Origin of the sequence: Paenibacillus sp. J22TS3 (assembly GCF_018403205.1) — a bacterium.
Taxonomy (GTDB): domain Bacteria; phylum Bacillota; class Bacilli; order Paenibacillales; family Paenibacillaceae; genus Fontibacillus; species Fontibacillus tuaregi.
Window position 1 is genome coordinate 607057 of record NZ_BOSF01000001.1, and the last position, 19348, is coordinate 626404.

Genomic DNA, 19348 nt, shown 5'->3' on the forward strand with positions numbered 1-19348 from the left:
GTCTTCTGATCAGAAGACCTCTTAAGGCGCCGCAACCTGGCGCTCGTTAATCAATTAACTCGCCCTGCAGAATCTGCTCCCGCTGCAGATAGTGCCGCAGCGGGCCGTAAGCAGGCGAGGTCCAGAACGCCTCCTCGCCCACCAGATGGGCGGCATCCTCCCTCGCCGCCTCCAGCACCGCGAAATCGCTGACCATGTCCGCGATTCGGAACTCCGGCACGCCGCTCTGCTTCGTGCCGAAGAAGTCCCCGGGACCGCGAAGCTCCAGGTCCCGGCGGGCAACCTCGAAGCCGTCGTCCGTCTCTGTCATGACCTTCATGCGCTCCTGACCGACCTCCGACTTCGGATCGGCGATGAGCACGCAATACGAGGCGTGCTCCCCCCGGCCAACCCGGCCGCGAAGCTGATGCAGCTGGGACAAGCCGAACCGGTCGGCGTCCATCACAATCATCAGCGTCGCGTTCGGCACGTCCACGCCGACCTCGACCACCGTCGTCGAGACAAGAAGCTGCACTTCATTCGCATAGAACTCGCGCATCACTTCTTCCTTCTCGGCCGCCGTCATCCGGCCGTGCAAGAGACCCACCTTGAAGTCCGGGAACGCCTGGGACATCGAGACATACAGGTCGATGGCATTCTGCACATCGAGCTTCTCGGATTCCTCGATGAGCGGGCAGATCAGATAAGCCTGCCGGCCTTGACCGATCTCGCGGGAGATGAAGCCAAGCACCCGGTCCATTTTGTCATGCTTCACCCAATAGGTAGAAATCGGCTTTCTTCCTTTGGGCCGTTCAGACAAGGTGGAGACATCCATATCCCCGAAAGCGGTAATCGCCAGGGTGCGGGGTATCGGTGTGGCCGTCATCGTCAGCACGTCCGGATTAAAGCCCTTGCGCCGCAGAATGCTGCGCTGGTTCACGCCGAACCGGTGCTGCTCATCGGTTACGACAAGGCTGAGCTTGCGGAAATAAACGTCCTCCTGAATGAGTGCGTGAGTCCCAACCACCACATCGGTTAAGCCCATTTGCAGCGATGCCAGCAGATCTTTACGTTTCCTTCCGTTCACACTCCCGGTAAGCAGCCCGACGGTAACGCCAAAGGGCTCAAACAGCTTCGCCAGTGACCGCACATGCTGCTCCGCCAGAATTTCCGTCGGCACCATGAACGCTCCCTGACAGCCCGACTTCACAGCAGCGTACAGGGCAATCGCCGCAATGACCGTCTTTCCTGAACCTACATCGCCCTGAAGCAGCCGGTTCATACAGAAGGGGGAGCGCATATCCTTTAGGATTTCAAGCTCCACCTTCTTCTGGGCATCGGTCAGCTCAAACGGAAGGCTGCGGACGAACTCCCTTACCGTGGCATTATCCACCGTATGTACCACCCCGTCCATCCGCTCATGATTCATAGCCCGGTAGGCCTGCAGCTTAAGCTGGAACAGAAACAGCTCCTCATACACCATCCGGCTCCGGGCTCTCTGCCCTTCCTCGCTGTCCAGCGGCTGGTGGATGCGCAGAATGGCCTGCTTTCTCGGCATCAGATCATACTTGCGGACAAGCTCCTCCGGCAGAATCTCCGGGATCATTTCCCCGAACTGGGTCAGTGCTTGTCCGACAGTTTTGCGCATCCAAGCCTGAGTAATATTGCCGCCTACAGAATAGACCGGCTGCAGGCTTCCACTGCGGATGACCCCCTTGTCGGGAAATTCCGATTCCGATACCGTCATTTGAGCACGGCGGAGATCCCATTTCCCCGTTAGGGTAACCTCACGGCCAGGGGTGAGCTGGTCTTTGAGAAAATGGCGGTTGAACCACGTGGCGGTGAACATCCACTCATCGGCCATCACCTTGCACGTCAACCTGGATTTTTTGCCGTAACGCTGTAGGACCGGCAAACCCATCACCTTCGCCTGCACCGTCACCTTCTCGCCGTCCTTGACTTCACTCAGCGACCGGAGCCGGTAATCCTCATAACGAAACGGATAGTATTCAAGTAAATCCTGTACCGTAAAGACGCCAAAGGCGTGAAGCTCTCCCTCTTTGAGAGCACTCACGCCGCTGACCTGCTTTACGGATATCTTTTGGATATCCATCAATTAATCCCTCACTTTATGCCGGCCAGACGAACACCGCAACAATTCCGGGACCCACGTGAGTCCCTACTACTGCACCAATGTCAGTCCGAACCACTTCATGCAGATTGAAATGTTTGGACATTTCCTGCACGACGTCTTCCGCCGTTTCCGGGTTAACCCCGTCACATACGGCAATATTCAGATCTTTGTGATCTCCAAAGTCCTTCTGGAACAGCTCCACAATCCGCAGCACCGCTTTTTTGCGGCCACGCGCCTTGTCAACCGGATAGATAACGCCTTCCTCATCCACAGAAAGGATGGGCTTCACATTAAGCACCGTGCCAATCAGAGCAGCTCCTCTGCGAATACGTCCACCCTTCTGCAGGTACTCCAGTGTATCCACCAGGAAATAGAGCCTGCGGACCTGCCGCAGACGTTCCACCTCATCCACTATCTCCTGAACGGATGCACCACGGGAAGCCATTCTTGCGGCGGCAACTACCTGAAGCCCGAATCCGTAAGAAGCGCAGCGGGAATCAATGATGGTGATATCCGCCACAGTCCCATCTTCCTCCATCATGGACTTGGCCAGCAGCGCGGACTGATAAGTCCCGCTCATCCCGGAGGAGATATGAATGGATATAATAGAAGCTCCGGGATGCTGTTCCAGCAAGCTCTGATACACATTTACATATTGGGTAGGAGATGTTTGGGAAGTGGTCGGGAGCTCCGGTGACTTGGTCAGCCTGTCGTAGAATTCAGCCGGAGTAATATCCACGCCTTCCACAAAAGACTTATCTTTAAAGTTCACCGTCATCGGAATAACATGAATGCCGTACTCTGAAACCGTCTGCTGCGGAATATCCGCCGTACTGTCGGTAACAATAATAATATGATTCATTGATACTGCCTCCGTCCCCGTCCTCTGAACCTTCCCCAATTAGGATTCTACAGAGAATAAATAGTAATAAATAGGCTGTCCGCCCTCATGGATCTCCACTTCGGCGTCAGGGTATTTCTCCTTCAGCCAGTTGGACAGAAGCAGGGTATCGTCGCTGCTTGCCTCTTCGCCCGTAAGAATCGTGACGATCTCATCACCGCTAATAAGCATCTTCTCAAGCAACGACTCACAAGTCTGAAGAAGAGCTTCTTCTGTAGCCACAATCTTGGAGTCTTCAATCCCGATATAATGCCCGGCCTTGATCTCCAGGTCATCAAAGTGGGTATCGCGAACCGCATAAGTGACCTGTCCCGTCTTAACATGACCTACCGCAGCCAGCATGCTGTCCGTGTTGATCTGAACGCTTTCCTCCTCTTGGAAGGCAAAAGCGGCAGCAATGCCTTGAGGAATGCTCTTGCTCGGAATAACCGTCACGCTTCGTTCTCCCTCAAGCAGATCACGGGCCTGCTGCGCGGCAAGCACAATGTTCGAGTTGTTTGGCAGCACAAATACATGCTGCGCCGAAATCGAGTTAATCGCGTTTACGAAGTCCTCTGTACTCGGATTCATCGTCTGTCCCCCGGACAGGACCACGTCCACACCGAGGCTTGTGAAAATATCGGAGATGCCCTGTCCTGAAGCCACAGCAATAAAACCATAAGCTGCGAGCTCGTCAGCTGGCAGGATAGCAGGCTCAGCCACCCTTGCCTTTTCCGCCGGAATGTCCGCGAACAGCTCCGGTGCAGGTGCAGCATCCATCCCTGCCGACAGCAGATCACGGTGCTGTTCCCGCATATTCAGAATATGAATTTGGGTAATCTCCCCATACCGGAGAGCCAAATTAAGAACTTCACCCGGAGCTTTCGAGTGAACGTGCACCTTGATCACTTCATCATCAGCAATCACAATAATGGAATCCCCGTTCACAGCAAGTGCTTGACGGAACTGATTCTCATCAAAAGCCGTGCCCTTGGCATCACCCAACTGGCGGTTAATGAAGAATTCCATGTCATACAGGAACTCAATGTCCTCCGTCTCCAGACGGGCTTGGGCAGACACCGGCGCCTGCGCTGCCGGCTTGGCTGCAGTGTATGAGACTGCTGGAGCCGATCTGAATCCGGCTTGTCCCTGAGTGCCCACCGCAGCAGATGGAGCATTTGCAATTTGGTTTGACAGATAATCATAAAAACCTTGATAGATATACACCAGGCCTTGACCACCGGAATCCACAACACCGACCTGCTTCAACACCGGAAGCTGTTCAGGAGTATGGGCAAGTGCCTCTTTTGCTTTGGCAAGAACCTCGGTCATCAGCTCGGGTATATCAGACGTACGACGCGCAAAATATACCGCATGCTTGGCAGCTTCCTTGGCTACAGTAAGGATAGTGCCTTCAACCGGTTTGACTACCGCCTTGTACGCCGTATCCACACCGCTCTGCAAAGCTTGAGCGAACTGAACGGTATTCAGCTCTTCATAAGAAGCCGCATAGCGGCTGAAACCGCGGAATAACTGGGATAGAATTACTCCCGAATTACCGCGTGCGCCCATCAGCAGACCTTTGGCCAGAACCCCTGCCCGGCTGCCTACCCCGCCGCTGCCGCTCTTGGTTAGCTCGCTGACTCCTGCGGTCATTGTAAGATTCATATTCGTGCCGGTATCCCCATCCGGAACCGGAAACACATTAAGGGAATTAACATGTTCCGCATGTTGCTGAAGCTGATCTGCCCCGGCCAATACCATAGCTGTAAAATCTGTTCCATTTAGAGAACGCTTACTCAATGAGAAATCCCCTTCCTAGCTTGATACACGTACGCCCTGTACCACAATGTTCACTTCATCTACTTGAAGTCCAACAATATCGTTCAATACATATTTAACACGCTGTTGAATGTTATGGGCAACCTCGGATATCTTGATTCCATAAACAACTATAATATATAAATTAATAATAATTCTATTGTTATCGGGTTTCACTTCTACTCCCCGGGTCAGATTCTCCCGCCCGAGCAGCTCTGCAATACCGTCTTTAAATTGCTTTCGGCTTGCCATCCCCACGAGTCCATAACATTCCATGGCGGCTGATCCGGCAATTACCGCTACCGCTTCATCCGAGATATCAATTTGTCCATATTCGGTATTCAGTTCAATAGCCACTATCCTTCACTCCTCCCTTAAAAATATTATGGACTAATCAACATTGTACTATAAGAAGAGGGAGAAATAAATAAAAGAAGGCTCTGGCGGGACAAATAAAGTTAGCTAGCCGGTTGACGAAGCTTTTTTTGCTGTGATATGATATTGGAGTATTGTTTTAAGCAGGTGTATTGGAACAAGGAGGTGTAATTCATGTCTCGCAAATGTTATGTAACAGGCAAAAAGCCTAGCACTGGTAACCATGTATCCCACGCTAACAACCGTAACCGTCGTACTTGGGGTGTTAACGTACAAAAGGTTCGCATCCTTGTGAACGGTAAGCCAAAACGCGTTTATGTCAGCACTCGCGCTTTGAAATCCGGTAAAGTTACACGTGTGTAATTTCTGAACAGGCATATAGACAAAAAGCACCTTTTTTCAAGAAGAGGTGCTTTTTTAATGCCCTTTTTCAGTTCTTGTGAAATGTATTCAGAACGGCCTTCACAAAACCTCCAAGAAATTTAGGCAACTTAAATGTGTAGAACTTCATCATTCACCCTCCCCATACTTCTCATGCTTGCTTTATTCTATGATTCCATCCCGCACCTTGTGTGCTCTTCTCACAAAAAAAAGGTTACATGAGAACCTTAGCTCATGTAACCCATTGTATGCGCCCTACGCGCGCCCTATTCCATCAAAGCAGGCGCAGGGCTGTCCCCATTTTCACCTATGCACGCACACTGTTCATAATCTCGGCTATAGCTTCCTTACGGTCCTTACGGCCAAAAACAGCGCTGCCCGCAACCAGGATCTCCGCTCCTGCCCGGGCAACAAGCGGAGCCGTCTGAGACGTAATTCCGCCGTCCACCTCAATCAGAAGGTCCGATCGCCCGCGCTGCTCCTTCATCTCGCTTAGTTCACGGATCTTGCGGACCGCAGCGGGAATGAAGGATTGACCTCCAAATCCAGGATTTACGGTCATCACAAGAACGAGATCCAGGTCTTCCAGCACCTCAGACAGCACCGAAGCCGGAGTCCCAGGATTAATCGCAACCCCTGCCTTCACACCATGCTCCTTGATCAGATGGATAACCCGGTGTAGATGGACACAGGCCTCCGCATGGACGGTGATATAGTCAGCTCCCGCTTTGGCAAAAGCAGATATGTAATTCTCCGGGTTTTCAATCATCAAGTGAACATCCAGAACGAGCTGGGTGTGAGGCTTGATGGCCTCAACCACAAGGGGGCCCATCGTGATATTGGGCACAAAGCGCCCATCCATAACATCGATGTGAAGCCAGCCTGCTCCTCCTTGCTCCACCTCGGCGATTTCTTCACCCAATTTGGCAAAATCCGCAGATAAAATAGACGGTGCAATGTTGATCATTTCGTTAGTACCTCCGTTTCTTATCTTTCATTTCCTCATAGAATTGAACGTAATGCTCATATCTGCTGGAGGCAATCCGTTTCTCTTCAACCGCCTGGAGCACCTTACAGCCAGGCTCGTGCAGGTGGCTGCAGCCCCGGAACTTACATTCCGCCGCATAAGGAACAAACTCCCGGAAGCATTCGGATAATCTCTCCACCCCAAGCTCCAGAAAGTCCAGCTGGCTAAAGCCCGGTGTGTCAGCAACGTAACCGCCATTGCCAAGCTCAATCAGCTCCACATGCCGGGTCGTATGCTTGCCGCGTCCTAAGCGCAGGCTGATTGCGCTGGTCTCCAGACTTAATCCCGGCAGCATCGCATTGAGCAGAGAAGACTTGCCCACCCCTGACTGACCCGAGAACACACTAATTCCTCCAGCCAACCGGCTGAGCACCTGATCCGTACCCGCACCTGTCCGGGAGCTGGTGATGATCACCTCGTACCCGATGGAGCTGTAGAGCTCTGAAACCTGCTTCGTCAGCTCATCTGCCTTGTCTTCATCTGTCAGCAGATCCTGCTTCGTCAAGCAAATCAGCGTATCAAGTCCTTCGTTCTCAATATGAACAAGGAACTTGTCCAACAGCTGCAGGTTCATATCGGGCTCACGAAGAGAGAAAAGGAGAACGGCCAGGCTGGCATTCGCCACCGGAGGACGAATGAGCTCCGTCACCCGGGGGAGAATCTCCGTTACAGTCCCTTCCCCATTCTCTGTAGGTTCGTAAATGACCCGGTCCCCTACCAAGGGGGTTATCCCTTTCTTCTTAAACACTCCCCGGCCGCGGCATTGAATGGTCTCGCCTGATCCAGCCCCAGCCGGCTTCACATAATAATATCCACTTAGCGCCTTAACAATTAAGCCTTCAGGCATGTACGCAGGCCTCGCTTCCTTGTTTTTCTGCCTTATTCATGATCCTTTTTGCGCTTCTTCTCGGCTTTTTCCTTCTCTTTCTGGGTTTTCATGACTTCCTTAGAGGAAACTTGACCCGAAGCGAAACGGTCGGTTACCTCCTGGTAACCGCCATTAATCGCCGCAGAGTCTCCGGCAGTTCCATTATCACCGGAGTTGTTGTCATCCGGTGGGGGAGTCTGCTCGACCTGCTCCTGTCCAACCGGTACGCTTGGAACCGGAACCGTGCCCTGCTTGGCATCAATATAAGAGACAGGCAGCGTATCCAGATATTCACCGTCCCGGTATACCAAAATCGCTCCGTTTTTGGTCGGAGACAAAACAAGATTTACCGGTATTGTCTGAACGGTGTTAATCGTTCTTGTTGTCGCTTCCTTGTTATCTCCCCGGGCATCGGTATACACCAGCCGGATCTTGCTCTTCTTGCCTTCCGTCTTAGGAGCTATAGGTACATTATAGGTGTACGTTACCGCTTCTGGCGGATATCCGGAGCTGACCACAAGGGTAAACTCTGTACCCGGAGGAACTTGTTCTCCCGCCCCGTAAGGATGCTGTTTAAATACCTTCCCTTCGTCCACCGAGTAGCTGGACTCCTGGGTGATGCCATCCTTGGCCAGCTTCAAGCCGAGCTCCTTCAACTTGGCCTCGGCCTGACTCTGGGTCAGGTTCGTGAGATCCGGCATCGTCACCATTTGTGGGCCTTTGCTTACCGTAAGTTCAACCGTCGCTGTGGCCGGATCAAAGTCCGAGCCGGCGGCAGGGTTCTGGCCTGTCACCTTGCCAGGATCAGCATCACTGTAATCTTCCTTCGGGATAATCTGTTCGGCTTTCATCTGGAAATCATCCATCAGTTTCTTCTTGGCATCCTCGAACGATTGTCCGCTAAGATCTGGAAGCTTCTTCAGTGGTTTCTCCACGCTTACTGTCAGCGTTATAGGCGTATCCTTCTTGACCTCAGCGCCTTCCGGCCTTCCCTGTTCATACACTACACCTGCAGCAACGCCTTCCTTGTAGGCTCTGGTGATTGGATCCTGCACCTTAAGCCCTGCCTTGGTGAGCTCAGCTCTGGCCGCGTCTTCCTGAAGACCGATCAGCTTAGGCACTTTCACATTAGGAACATTCAAGCTCTGGTTGACATACCAGGCCACCCCAAGCATGAATAAGATGACAAGCAGCGTAATTCCGATCCACAGCGTAGGTTTGACCCAGGCTTTCTTGGTGTTCTTGGATTTGGCCGCCTGCGGCTTTGCGCCTTCATCAGGATCATCCACACGGGATGTTCTCCCCGCAGCAGGCCGCTGCACCGGTGGTTTGATCGCCGGGATTACCCGGGTCTTATCCGCGTCGTCGGCATCCTCAAACACAATCTTGGATTCCAGCCGCCGCTCCGGCAGCAGACACGTCTCCAAATCACGCAGCATCTCCTTGGCAGACTGGTAGCGTTCATTTGGATTTTTGCGCATGGACTTCAATATGATATTCTCAACACTTTGAGGAATAAGCGGGTTAACGAGCCGCGGTTCCTCGAAGCTCTCCTGAAGATGCTTCAGAGCCACACTGATCGGGCTCTCCCCCAAGAATGGAAGCTTGGAGGTAAGCATTTCGTACAGTACGATCCCCAGGGAATACAGATCCGATTTCTCACCTGTAACCACACCTTTGGCATGTTCTGGTGAGAAGTAGTGCACGGAACCTACAACCGAGCCCGTCTGGGTAATTGTTGTAGATGATACCGCACGGGCAATACCGAAGTCGGTTACCTTTACCCGTCCGTTCCGTCCAATGAGTATATTATGAGGCTTTATATCCCGATGAATGATTTGGTTATGATGAGCATGATCCAGTGCGTCACAAATTTGTGTTGCAATCCGAACGGCCTCGTCCACCTGGAGCGGGGCGCGTTCTTTTATAATCTCATTTAAATTCTGACCTTCAATATATTCCATGACAATATAATGGATTTCGTCTTCCTGACCGACATCATAAATACTTACCACATTCGGATGTGACAAAGATGCGGCAGATTGCGCCTCCCGCCGGAAGCGGCGGATAAATTCCTCATCGTGCACAAATTGCTGACGCAGCACTTTGATAGCCACATTGCGTCCGAGCAGAATGTCCTGCGCCTTGTATACCAGCGCCATTCCGCCTCCGCCGATCCGCTCAATAATCTGATAACGACCGCCCAATTCATGTCCGATCATGTTGTCCACTCCTTTACACTAGACCCCGCTGTACCCTCGGAAATTTCGATGAGAGCTACAGTGATATTATCTTCCCCGCCCGCATCAAGAGCAAGCTGAAGAAGGTGGTCGGCCCGGTCCTTCAAGGACACCTCAGACAATCCGACCGTTTGGGCCATCTGATGCTTAGATACATAGCTGCTGAGTCCATCGCTGCAGAGGAGCAGAATATCCCCTTCCTTCAGCGCAACATGAATCAGATCTACCTCCACCTGGGCATCCGTTCCCAGTGCCCGGGTGATTACGTTTCGGCGGGGATGATGAGAAGCTTCTTCTTCGCTGATCTGCCGGCTTTTCACAAGCTCGTTGACCAAGGTATGGTCCTCCGTCAGTTGGGTAATCCCACCTTGGCGGAACAGATAGGCACGGCTGTCACCAATGTGACCGATAATCCCTTCACGCCGGTCAAGCAGGATCGCTTCCACGGTGGTGCCCATATTGTGATATTCGACACTTTCTGAAGCAGTGCGGAACACCACCTCATTGGCATGGAGAATCGCCTTTCTCATAGCCTCACGGCGAAGCTCTGTGGAAGTGGCTCTCGGCAGCTTCTTCAGATCGGCCGAAATGGTCTCTACAGCCAAGCGGCTGGCGGTATCCCCCGCCTTGTGTCCGCCCATGCCATCAGCCACAATCCCCAGAGTGAAGCCTTGTTCCAGGCTCTCCACCCAATATGAATCTTCATTTACGGAACGAACATGTCCCACATCACTGACACATACCGTTTTAATCAAATGACCTCACCTCGCACCAGACTCCATATGCTTCGCCCGCAGTTGTCCGCAGGCAGCCGCAATATCGTGGCCTTGCTCACGGCGGATCGTAACATTAACCCCTTTGTCCGCCAATATGCGTTGGAATTGAAAAATGTCATTTCTCGAAGTCCGGGTGTACTTACGTTCAGGCACATAGTTCACCGGGATCAGATTCACGTGGCAGAGCATGTTTTTCAATACATTTGCCAGTTCCTCCGCATGCTCCGGCTGGTCGTTAACCCCGCCGATGAGCGCATATTCAAATGTAATTCTGCGGCCCGTCTTCGCCTGATAATATCTTAGTGACTCCATCACATCGTCAAAAGGAAACCGACGGTTCACCGGCATCAGCTTCGAACGAAGCGCATCATTCGGTGCATGAATCGAAATGGCCAGATTAATCTGGGTATTCTCGTCCGCAAACCGGTAGATGTTCGGCACAATACCGCTTGTTGATACAGTAATATGCCGTTGTCCAATATTCAAGCCCTTCTCATGGATCATCAACCGCAAAAATTTCATGGTAGCCTCATAGTTCTCAAACGGCTCCCCCGTTCCCATGATGACAATGCTGCTCACACGCTCGCCGCGTTCATCAAGGATCTGCTGGGCCCGTACAACTTGGGCGACAATCTCTCCAGCGGTCAGGTCCCGCTTCAGCCCACCCAAGGTGGATGCGCAGAACGTACATCCTACCCGGCAGCCCACCTGGGTCGTTACACAGATGCTGTTCCCGTAGTTGTGCTTCATGATCACCGTTTCAATGGCATGGTCATCATGCAGGCCGAACAGGAACTTGACCGTTCCGTCCTTGGACTCAAACTTCGTAATCTCCTTCAAGGCCACGAACTGGAACTGCTCATTCAACTTCTGGCGAAGCGCCTTGGACAGGTTGGTCATCTCGTCAAAAGAATTAACCCGCTTCACATAAATCCAATCAAAAATCTGTCCGCCGCGAAAAGCGGGTTCCCCTTGGGAAACTGCCCATTCCTGCAGCTCCTCCAACGTAAAGTCATATATAAAAGGCTTCATGATCACACACCTGTTCTTTTTTAAATTGAAGCATGAATTCTATTCATTCTTCCCATTTTATCATAAACACACTTGACACTAAAGTGCAAAACCCGCTGGAGGTTCCAGCGGGGTGTGCCATCTGTCATATTAACCTAGTTTGACCAAACGGGCAATATAGAATCCATCGGAGTGGAAATCCTGAGGCAAAATCTGTGTTCCGACAGCAGCCCGCGTACGCGCTTCACCCAGTTCATTTAATGCTTGCACCTGATCCGCTTCGGCATATTCCGGATGCTTGTCCAGAAAAGCCTGCACGACCTGCATATTCTCCCGCTTTTCTATCGTGCACGTGCTGTAGACCAGAACACCTCCAGGCCTGAGCAGCCCGGCAACCCCATCAAGCAGCTTGAGCTGAAGCTCTGCAATGTCTGTGATGTCTTCCGGCTGCTTGGCCCACTTCAGATCCGGCTTGCGCCGGATTACACCAAGCCCCGAGCATGGAGCGTCGAGCAGAATCCGGTCAAAAGATTCCGGCGCATACCGCGCCGCAAGCTCCAAGGCGTCGCCCGTAGTTGAGCGTACAATGTCCAAATCCAGACGCTCGGCCTGGGACTCTACCAGCTTGGCTTTGTGCGGGTACACATCATTCGCGATAACTTCACCGCTGCCATTCAGCTTTTCCGCAATATGGCAGGACTTGCCGCCGGGTGCGGCGCAGCAGTCAAGCACTTTCATGCCGGGCCTCGGATCGACCGCGTCCGCAACCAGCATGGAGCTCTCATCCTGGACAGAGAGCATCCCCTCCTGATACCAGTCCGTATGGGCCATATTGCCTCCACTGCGGACAAGGATCCCATCCTCAGATACAGGAGAAGGTTCAGCATCGAGCCCCCGCTGTCTCATCCGCTCCAACAGCTCTTCCCTGCTGAGCTTGGTGCGGTTCACCCGCACACTCACAGAAGGAGGCTCATTGTTCGCACGGCAAATGGCCTCCGCCTCCGCTTCCCCGTACTCTTTGATCCAACGGCCAACCAGCCATTCCGGATAAGCATACTCTAGAGCAATACGTTTGAGCGGGGGAAGGTCTGCCGGTATTTGAAGCTCCTCCTTACGCCGGAGCACACTTCGCAGCACCCCGTTCACCATGCCTGAAATGCCTTGATGACCTTTCTTCTTGGCGATGTTAACGGCTTCATTAACCGCGGCATGTGCGGGGATACGGTCCAAATAATACAGCTGATAGAAGCTTAGACGAAGCAAATTCCGCACCCAAGGCTGAAGCTTACCCAAGCCTTTAGCAACGAACTGACCTAAGAAATAGTCAATCGTGGATAAGCGCGAGATCGTCCCATACACCAGCTCCGTGGCAAGGCCCGCATCCGCTCCGGACAGATTGCTGCGCTGAAGCGCGCTGTTCAGCTGCAGGTTGCTATAAGCGCCCTCTTCCTCTACCTGGGTCAGCACCTCAAGAGCCACTTCCCGTGCGGTAACAGGTCTCTGTAGTCCGCCGGCGCCCTTTTGTTTCGCCCTTTGAGGAGCGGAACCGGTCTTCGGCTTATTTGCCGGCTTATTTCCCCTATTCTGAGAGCTGCTCAAGAGAATACCTCACCTTTCTTCAGCACGCCGCCCCGCAGAAATTCGGCCGCTTCCATGGCCTTCTTACCGGCAGGCTGCACTTTGGTTAGAATAACCGAGCCGTCCCCGGTCTTCACTTCAATCCCGTTTGCATGAAAAGCCAGTACAGTGCCTGGAGCCTGTCCGCTGCCTGAGCTCGCGGCCGTCAGCTCAGGCTTGGCTACTTCCCATACCTTGAATACTTCCCCATTCCAGTGGGTGAAACCTCCGGCAAAAGGCACGAGGCCTCTCACCCGGTTATAGATATCCCTGGAGGAATCGGCCCAGTTAATGCGTTCATCTTCGCGGGATAGATTCTTTGCATATGTAGATTCCTCATCATTCTGCGGAATACGCGCCGCGCTCCCGTTAATGACTAGAGGCAGCTGTTCCTTTAGCAGCTTAGCGCCAGTCAAGCTCAGCTTCTGGAACAAGGTACCCGAAGTGTCCTCATCCTCAATCGGAACCACCGACTTCGCAATCATATCCCCGGTATCGAGGCCTTCCGCCATATACATGAGCGTGATCCCCGTTTCCTTCTCCCCGTTGATAATCGAGCGCTGGATCGGCGCACCGCCCCGGTATTTGGGAAGCAGCGAACCGTGTACGTTAAGACAGCCGTATTTGGGCATGTCCAGTACCGCCTTAGGGAGAATTTGCCCATATGCTGCAGTCACAATCAGATCCGGCTCATATGCGGCCAACTCCTGAACTGCTTCAGGACTGCGCATCCGCTGAGGCTGCAGCACGGGAAGGCCGTGAGCCAAAGCCGCTTCTTTTACAGGTGTACGCGTAAGCACCTTTTTCCTGCCTTGGGGCCGATCTGGCTGGGTTACTACGGCAACGACATTGTACCCTTCATCCAGCAAGGTCTCCAGGGAAGGTACCGCAAAATCGGGAGTTCCCATAAAAACAATATTCATGCGCCTCACTCCTTCTTTTCATTCGTCGCCTGCTGTTCCTGCTCCTGTTCGAACTGCTCCTCTTCCTCAGGCGGAATTTCGTAATAATTCTCGGCTAGCTCAGTGTATAATATGCCATTCAAATGATCGATCTCATGCTGAAATGCCCGGGCAAGCAGTTCGGTCCCGGTAATCGTGATTTCCTTGCCCTTCCGGTTAAGCCCTTTGACCGTCACCTGATTCGCCCGGCGTACATCTCCCCGGTAACCAGGGATGCTCAGACAGCCTTCCGGTCCGAATTGTTCCCCTTCCGATGCAATAATCTCCGGGTTGATCATCTCAATGAGCCCGTTGTCGTCCCCCACATCAATCACTATAACCCGCTTGAGAATGCCAACCTGCGGAGCCGCCAGTCCAACCCCATCCGCGTCGTACATCGTATCTGCCATGTCTGTAAGCAGCTTCCGGATAGCCGGGGTAATCTCCTTCACTTCCTCCGCAACCTGATGCAGAACCTCATTGGGCTCCAGAACAATCTCTCTAATCGCCATATCGCACCATCCTTCTGTATGTCTTATATATGAGCGCGCTGATGAGGAATGAGTCTTGAGTGAATAACTCTTGAGCAATTCCCATTCATGTAAGCCCGCTCCGCTGACGGATCATTCTTACGATCGCTGTTGGAGCTAAATTTCTTTGAACTATCCATTCAATGTCGAAATTTAGCTCCAAAGGCGAACGCTTACGCTTCTCCAGAACGATTCCGTAATCTCCGCTATTTCATGTATATGCAAATACCTGATAGATGCTCAGCCCCAGCACTCTAATCCCTACACAACCTCAAGCGCATCCCGCAGGGACAGCGCCCGATACGTGAGTGAATAACTCTTGAGCAATTCCCATTCATGTAAGCCCGCTCCGCTGACGGATCATTCTTACGATCGCTGTTGGAGCTAAATTTCTTTGAACTATCCATTCAATGTTGAAATTTAGCTCCAAAGGCGAACGCTCACGCTTCTTCAGGACGATTCCGTCCTCTCCGCTATTTCATGTATATGCAAACATCTTAAAACCCTCTCAAACCCCAACACTTTAATCCTTGCACCAACCTTAAGCGTATCCCGCAGGGATAGAGCCTGCACGCTCGCATCATCACCATACCACAATTCCAACACTCTAATCCCCGCGCAACCCCAAGCGTATCCCGCAGGGACAGCGCCTCCTTGCTCGCACCAGCAAAAGCGCACATCTCCAGCCCTGCGCCCGATCCGCACCAAAAGTAAAGCGGGCCCCAAAGGGGCGGCAAGCGGCCCCACGAACACCGCCAGCCCCATACACGAAAATCAGCAGCACGAACGCGACCTACCCAGGCCGCCAAACTCCGCCAACAAGGTAGCGGGTCCCGCAGGGACGGCAAGCGATCAGATCCGCCGCAGCTCCTAAACCCCGCCTATGCACCTCCTACGTTCTCCCTTTCGGGTGTCCAGAGGGCGAAGCCCTTGGGGCCCTCCCTTGGAAGGGAGGGTTTGGGAGGGTTCACCCCCCCTTTACATTAGCATCTGCGGGTCCACATCAATACTAATCTGCAAAGATGCATCCTTCATATGCTCCAGGGTCAAGCCGCTCACTTCCCGGACAAGCTGAACCGCCTCCAAGGCCCCCCGGTACTTCACCATGCACTGGAACCGGTAGCGGTTCTTGATTCTCGGGATCGGCGAAGCAATTGGGCCCAGGATGTCGAACGCATCCGAAGTGAACCGGTCAAGGCCGCCGAACCAGCCTTTCTGCTGCGCTCTCCCCCGCAGATCGCTGACGAAATTCTCGGCCATTCGGACCAGAATCTGAAGGTTCTCATGCGTGAGAGTCACCAGAATCAGCCTGCAATAAGGCGGATAACCGAGCGTTCTGCGGTGCTTAAGCTCATCCCGGACAAAAGACAAATAGTCATGCCGGCTTGCATGGATGATCGAGTAGTGGTCCGGCGTATAGGATTGAACGAACACCTCGCCTGGAAGCTGGTGCCTTCCGGCCCGTCCCGCTACCTGGGTCAGGAGCTGGAAGGTTTTCTCCGCCGCCCGGAAATCCGGGAAATTCAAAGAGCTGTCAGCCGCGATCACCCCTACAAGCGTAACATCAGGGAAATCCAGCCCCTTGGCGACCATCTGGGTGCCAAGCAGCACATCGGCTTTCTTCTCCCGGAACGCATTCAGCAGCTTCTCATGAGAACCTTTCTCCACCGTCGTGTCCACATCCATCCGGATCACCCGAATGCCAGGGAACAGCTTGGCCAGCTCGCCCTCGACCCGCTGGGTGCCGGTGCCAAAATACCTGATATGCTCACTTCCGCATTCCGGGCATACCGACGGGGCAGGCTCGGAATAACCACAGTAGTGACAGCGCAAATTGTTGGACTTTTGATGATAGGTAAGCGAAATATCACATTCGGGACAGCCTGCCACGTAGCCGCAGGTCCGGCACATCACAAAGGTGGAGAATCCTCGCCGGTTGAGGAAAAGCACCGTCTGCTCGCCGCGTTCCATTCTCGAAATAATGCCTTGATGGAGCTCCCGGCTGAACATCGAGCGGTTTCCATCCTTAAGCTCCTCGCGCATATCCACAATCCGGACTGCGGGCAGTTCACTCCCCGCCGGACGCTGGCGCATCTCAAGGAGAACAGGGGCGAACTCCTCATTCGCCTGGGACCTTGCCGCGTGATAGCTTTCCAAAGACGGGGTAGCCGAACCCAGAACTACAGCAGCCCCATGCTGCATCGCCCGCCTTACCGCGACATTTCGCGCGTGGTATTTCGGGGTCTCTTCCTGCTTATATGAGGTTTCATGCTCCTCATCCATCACGATGAGCCCCAGATCGGCAAAAGGCGCAAATATCGCAGACCTCGCGCCAATCGCAACCTGCACCTTGCCCTCGCGGATCTTGCGCCATTCATCATAGCGCTCGCCTCCTGACAGCCGGCTGTGCAGAACTGCCACCCTGTCGCCGAATCTTCCCTTGAATCGCTCGACCATTTGGGGGGTGAGCGAGATCTCGGGCACCAGCACAATCGACTGGCGTCCCGCCGAGATGCAGCGTTCAATTGACTGCAAGTATACTTCCGTCTTCCCGCTTCCAGTTACCCCGTGCAGCAGAAATACGCCGTGCTCCCGGCGGTCAAGGCGATCCGCAATATGGTTGTACGCCTCCTGCTGTTCGGGCGTAAGGCTGAGAGGCAGAGTAGGCTTAAATCTGCGGTCCTTGTAAGGATCGCGGAACACCTCCACATCCTCGATCACGGCCAGCCCCTTATCTGCCAGCTTCTTGACAGTTCCAGCCGTTACGCCAAGCGTGGACAGCAGCTCCTGCATTCCGATCGGAATCTGCACTTCTAGAAGAAAAGCCAGAACCTCCTTCTGCCTGCGGGCCTGCGGAGTGAAGGAGGCAAGAACCTTCTCGGCTTCCCCGCCCGATACCGCAGCAGCTACAGTTTTCATCGTTTTGATTTTGAGCTTATCCTTAATAGACTGGCTTTCCTGCAGGACACCCCGCTTCATCAACGATTTGATCATAGCCCCCCGGCCGGGGTAACGGGCATCCAGATGTGAGAAAGTTACAGGACCAACAGCCTTAACATACTCAATTATCTCTTCCTCCTCGGCCGGCTGAAGCAGAGACAACGAGAACAGTCCCTCAGGTTCGCCCTGATCGCTTTCGGCAGATTCCCCGGACGGCTCAGCGTAGCTGATGTATCGTTCCGCCTTTCCTTTCAGAGCAGAGGGAATCATGGCCTGAAGCGCGGAAATCGTACTGCACGCATATTCCTGGCTCATCCACCCTGCTAATTCCACCAAATCTGACGGAAGCGGTGGAATATGGTCAAGCAGTTCCTGGATCTTCTTCATCCTGGATCTGTCAAGCTGGGATTCCTGCTCAAGCGAGATCACAAAGCCCTGAACTGTACGCCGTCCAAACGGAACCGCCACCCGGCTCCCTACTTCAATCCAGTCCTGGATGGAATCTGGAATCAGGTAATCAAAGGGACGGTCTGTCTCCCGGCTGGGTACATCTACAATGACTTTGGCAATCGTGTTCATAAAGACAGGTCTCCGGTTAACCGCTCCCCAGCCAGCTCCAAGATCCGGCGTGCACAGGCTTCCTTGGACATCAGCGGCAGCGCTTCAACAAGTCCTTGGCTGTCAAAAATACTAATCACATTCGTATCTGTCCCGAAGCCTGCCCCCTCGGCTGTAACGTCATTGGCGATCAGCAGGTCACAGTTCTTGCGGGTCAGCTTGTCCATCGCATACTTCTCCAAGTCGTGAGTCTCTGCCGCAAAACCAATCAGAAACTGGGACGTCTTCCTTTTGCCCAGACTCTCTAAGATATCAACCGTCTTGACAAGCTCGAGCGACATCTCATCCCCGCTTTTCTTGATCTTGCGGTCCAGCTGCTCCTTAGGACGATAGTCGGCCACGGCCGCCGCCTTCACAACGATGTCAGCTTCGTCCCAATGTGCAAGCAGAGCATTATACATATCCTGGGCAGATTCAACTTTTGTAAAAGGAATGCCCACAGGCGGACTTGCCTGCGTGCTGCCGATAATCAGGTGAACCTCCGCCCCCAGCTCCCGGGCAGCATCGGCAATGGCAAATCCCATCTTCCCGGAGGAATCATTAGTAATATACCGAACAGGATCAATTCGCTCGACGGTTGCCCCTGCCGTAACCACCACACTACGGCCCTTCAGCGGCTTCGCGTTGACCCGTTCCTGACGCTCAAAATAAGCCTGGACAATACGGACGAGGCTCTCAGGCTCTTCCATCCGCCCCTTGCCAACATAACCACAGGCAAGAAGCCCTTCTCCAGGCTCAGCCATCATCACCCCACGCGCAGTAAGCTCCGCCAGATTGCGGATTACGGCTGGATGCTGATACATATGCACATTCATAGCTGGAGCCAGCATGATCGGAGCCTGCGTTGCAAGCAGCGTGGTCGACAGCATATCATCTGCAAGGCCCGTGGCCATCTTGGCAATAATATTAGCTGTTGCCGGAGCGACCAGCACCAGATCCGCCCAATCCGCAAGGTCGATATGAGCAATGACGGCAGGATTCTTTTCATCAAAAGTATCCGTATAGACAGGCCCTTTAGACAGTGCCTGAAGGGTCAGCTCGGTAATAAACCGTGTGGCTGACTCCGTCATAATCACCCTTACTTCCGCCCCGCTCTGCACGAGCTTGCTGCACAGCGAAGCCGCCTTAAAAGCAGCAATTCCCCCACTTACTCCAAGCAAAATCTTCTTGCCGGTTAACATCCGTATCCCCTCGCTTCTTTTTCGCATAT

General features: G+C 53.3%; 16 protein-coding genes. 1 reads left to right on the plus strand and 15 read right to left on the minus strand.

Annotated features, from left to right (window positions below; genetic code table 11):
- Window positions 1-46 precede the first annotated feature (46 nt).
- Genes recG through KJS63_RS02920 form a run of 4 tightly spaced genes read right to left on the minus strand, consistent with a single transcriptional unit; the run spans window position 47 to window position 5171 of the window.
- A complete protein-coding gene (gene recG / locus KJS63_RS02905) occupies window positions 47-2092 on the minus strand; it encodes an ATP-dependent DNA helicase RecG (RefSeq protein ID WP_244862472.1) in 2046 nt (681 codons plus the stop codon).
- Window positions 2093-2108: 16 nt separating this feature from the next.
- Entirely contained in the window at window positions 2109-2975 is an 867-nt protein-coding gene (locus tag KJS63_RS02910) for a DegV family protein (RefSeq protein WP_213617874.1), read from the minus strand.
- 39 nt (window positions 2976-3014) lie between these two features.
- Entirely contained in the window at window positions 3015-4796 is a 1782-nt protein-coding gene (locus KJS63_RS02915; protein WP_213617875.1) for a DAK2 domain-containing protein, read from the minus strand.
- A gap of 15 nt (window positions 4797-4811) precedes the next feature.
- Entirely contained in the window at window positions 4812-5171 is a 360-nt protein-coding gene (locus KJS63_RS02920) for an Asp23/Gls24 family envelope stress response protein (RefSeq protein WP_068616783.1), read from the minus strand.
- 192 nt (window positions 5172-5363) lie between these two features.
- Between KJS63_RS02920 and rpmB the strand changes: the two genes are divergently transcribed.
- Window positions 5364-5552 carry a 50S ribosomal protein L28 gene (rpmB, locus tag KJS63_RS02925; protein WP_082926854.1) on the plus strand — a complete coding sequence of 63 codons (189 nt, stop codon included), beginning with the start codon at window positions 5364-5366 and terminating at the stop codon, window positions 5550-5552.
- Window positions 5553-5619: 67 nt separating this feature from the next.
- Here rpmB and spoVM read toward each other — a convergent pair whose 3' ends face one another.
- The 11 genes from spoVM to coaBC form a co-directional block, all read right to left on the minus strand.
- A complete protein-coding gene (gene spoVM, locus KJS63_RS02930; RefSeq protein WP_036621610.1) occupies window positions 5620-5700 on the minus strand; it encodes a stage V sporulation protein SpoVM in 81 nt (26 codons plus the stop codon).
- Between the two features lie 177 nt (window positions 5701-5877).
- Window positions 5878-6537, minus strand: a complete 660-nt coding sequence (gene rpe / locus KJS63_RS02935) for a ribulose-phosphate 3-epimerase (protein ID WP_213617876.1) — start codon at window positions 6535-6537, stop codon at window positions 5878-5880.
- A 4-nt stretch (window positions 6538-6541) separates the two neighbouring features.
- Window positions 6542-7444 carry a ribosome small subunit-dependent GTPase A gene (gene rsgA, locus KJS63_RS02940; protein WP_213617877.1) on the minus strand — a complete coding sequence of 301 codons (903 nt, stop codon included), beginning with the start codon at window positions 7442-7444 and terminating at the stop codon, window positions 6542-6544.
- Window positions 7445-7476: 32 nt separating this feature from the next.
- On the minus strand, window positions 7477-9687 hold the full coding sequence (gene pknB, locus KJS63_RS02945; protein WP_213617878.1) for a Stk1 family PASTA domain-containing Ser/Thr kinase: 2211 nt from the start codon (window positions 9685-9687) through the stop codon (window positions 7477-7479).
- On the minus strand, window positions 9684-10460 hold the full coding sequence (locus KJS63_RS02950; RefSeq protein ID WP_068616776.1) for a Stp1/IreP family PP2C-type Ser/Thr phosphatase: 777 nt from the start codon (window positions 10458-10460) through the stop codon (window positions 9684-9686). Before KJS63_RS02950 ends, pknB begins: the two co-directional genes overlap by 4 nt.
- 6 nt (window positions 10461-10466) lie before the next feature.
- The gene (rlmN, locus tag KJS63_RS02955; RefSeq protein ID WP_068616774.1) at window positions 10467-11513 is read right to left on the minus strand and encodes a dual-specificity RNA methyltransferase RlmN; all 1047 of its coding nucleotides are present in this window, start codon (window positions 11511-11513) and stop codon (window positions 10467-10469) included.
- A 129-nt stretch (window positions 11514-11642) separates the two neighbouring features.
- The gene (gene rsmB / locus KJS63_RS02960; protein WP_213617879.1) at window positions 11643-13091 is read right to left on the minus strand and encodes a 16S rRNA (cytosine(967)-C(5))-methyltransferase RsmB; all 1449 of its coding nucleotides are present in this window, start codon (window positions 13089-13091) and stop codon (window positions 11643-11645) included.
- Window positions 13088-14032: a methionyl-tRNA formyltransferase gene (fmt, locus tag KJS63_RS02965; protein WP_213617880.1), complete on the minus strand. Its 945-nt coding sequence runs from the start codon at window positions 14030-14032 to the stop codon at window positions 13088-13090. The genes rsmB and fmt overlap by 4 nt, the downstream gene beginning before the upstream one ends.
- Window positions 14033-14037: 5 nt before the next feature.
- Entirely contained in the window at window positions 14038-14562 is a 525-nt protein-coding gene (def, locus tag KJS63_RS02970; RefSeq protein WP_213617881.1) for a peptide deformylase, read from the minus strand.
- A 996-nt stretch (window positions 14563-15558) separates the two neighbouring features.
- The gene (gene priA / locus KJS63_RS02975; protein ID WP_213617882.1) at window positions 15559-18099 is read right to left on the minus strand and encodes a primosomal protein N'; all 2541 of its coding nucleotides are present in this window, start codon (window positions 18097-18099) and stop codon (window positions 15559-15561) included.
- Window positions 18096-19319 carry a bifunctional phosphopantothenoylcysteine decarboxylase/phosphopantothenate--cysteine ligase CoaBC gene (gene coaBC / locus KJS63_RS02980; protein WP_213617883.1) on the minus strand — a complete coding sequence of 408 codons (1224 nt, stop codon included), beginning with the start codon at window positions 19317-19319 and terminating at the stop codon, window positions 18096-18098. The genes priA and coaBC overlap by 4 nt, the downstream gene beginning before the upstream one ends.
- Window positions 19320-19348 lie beyond the last annotated feature (29 nt).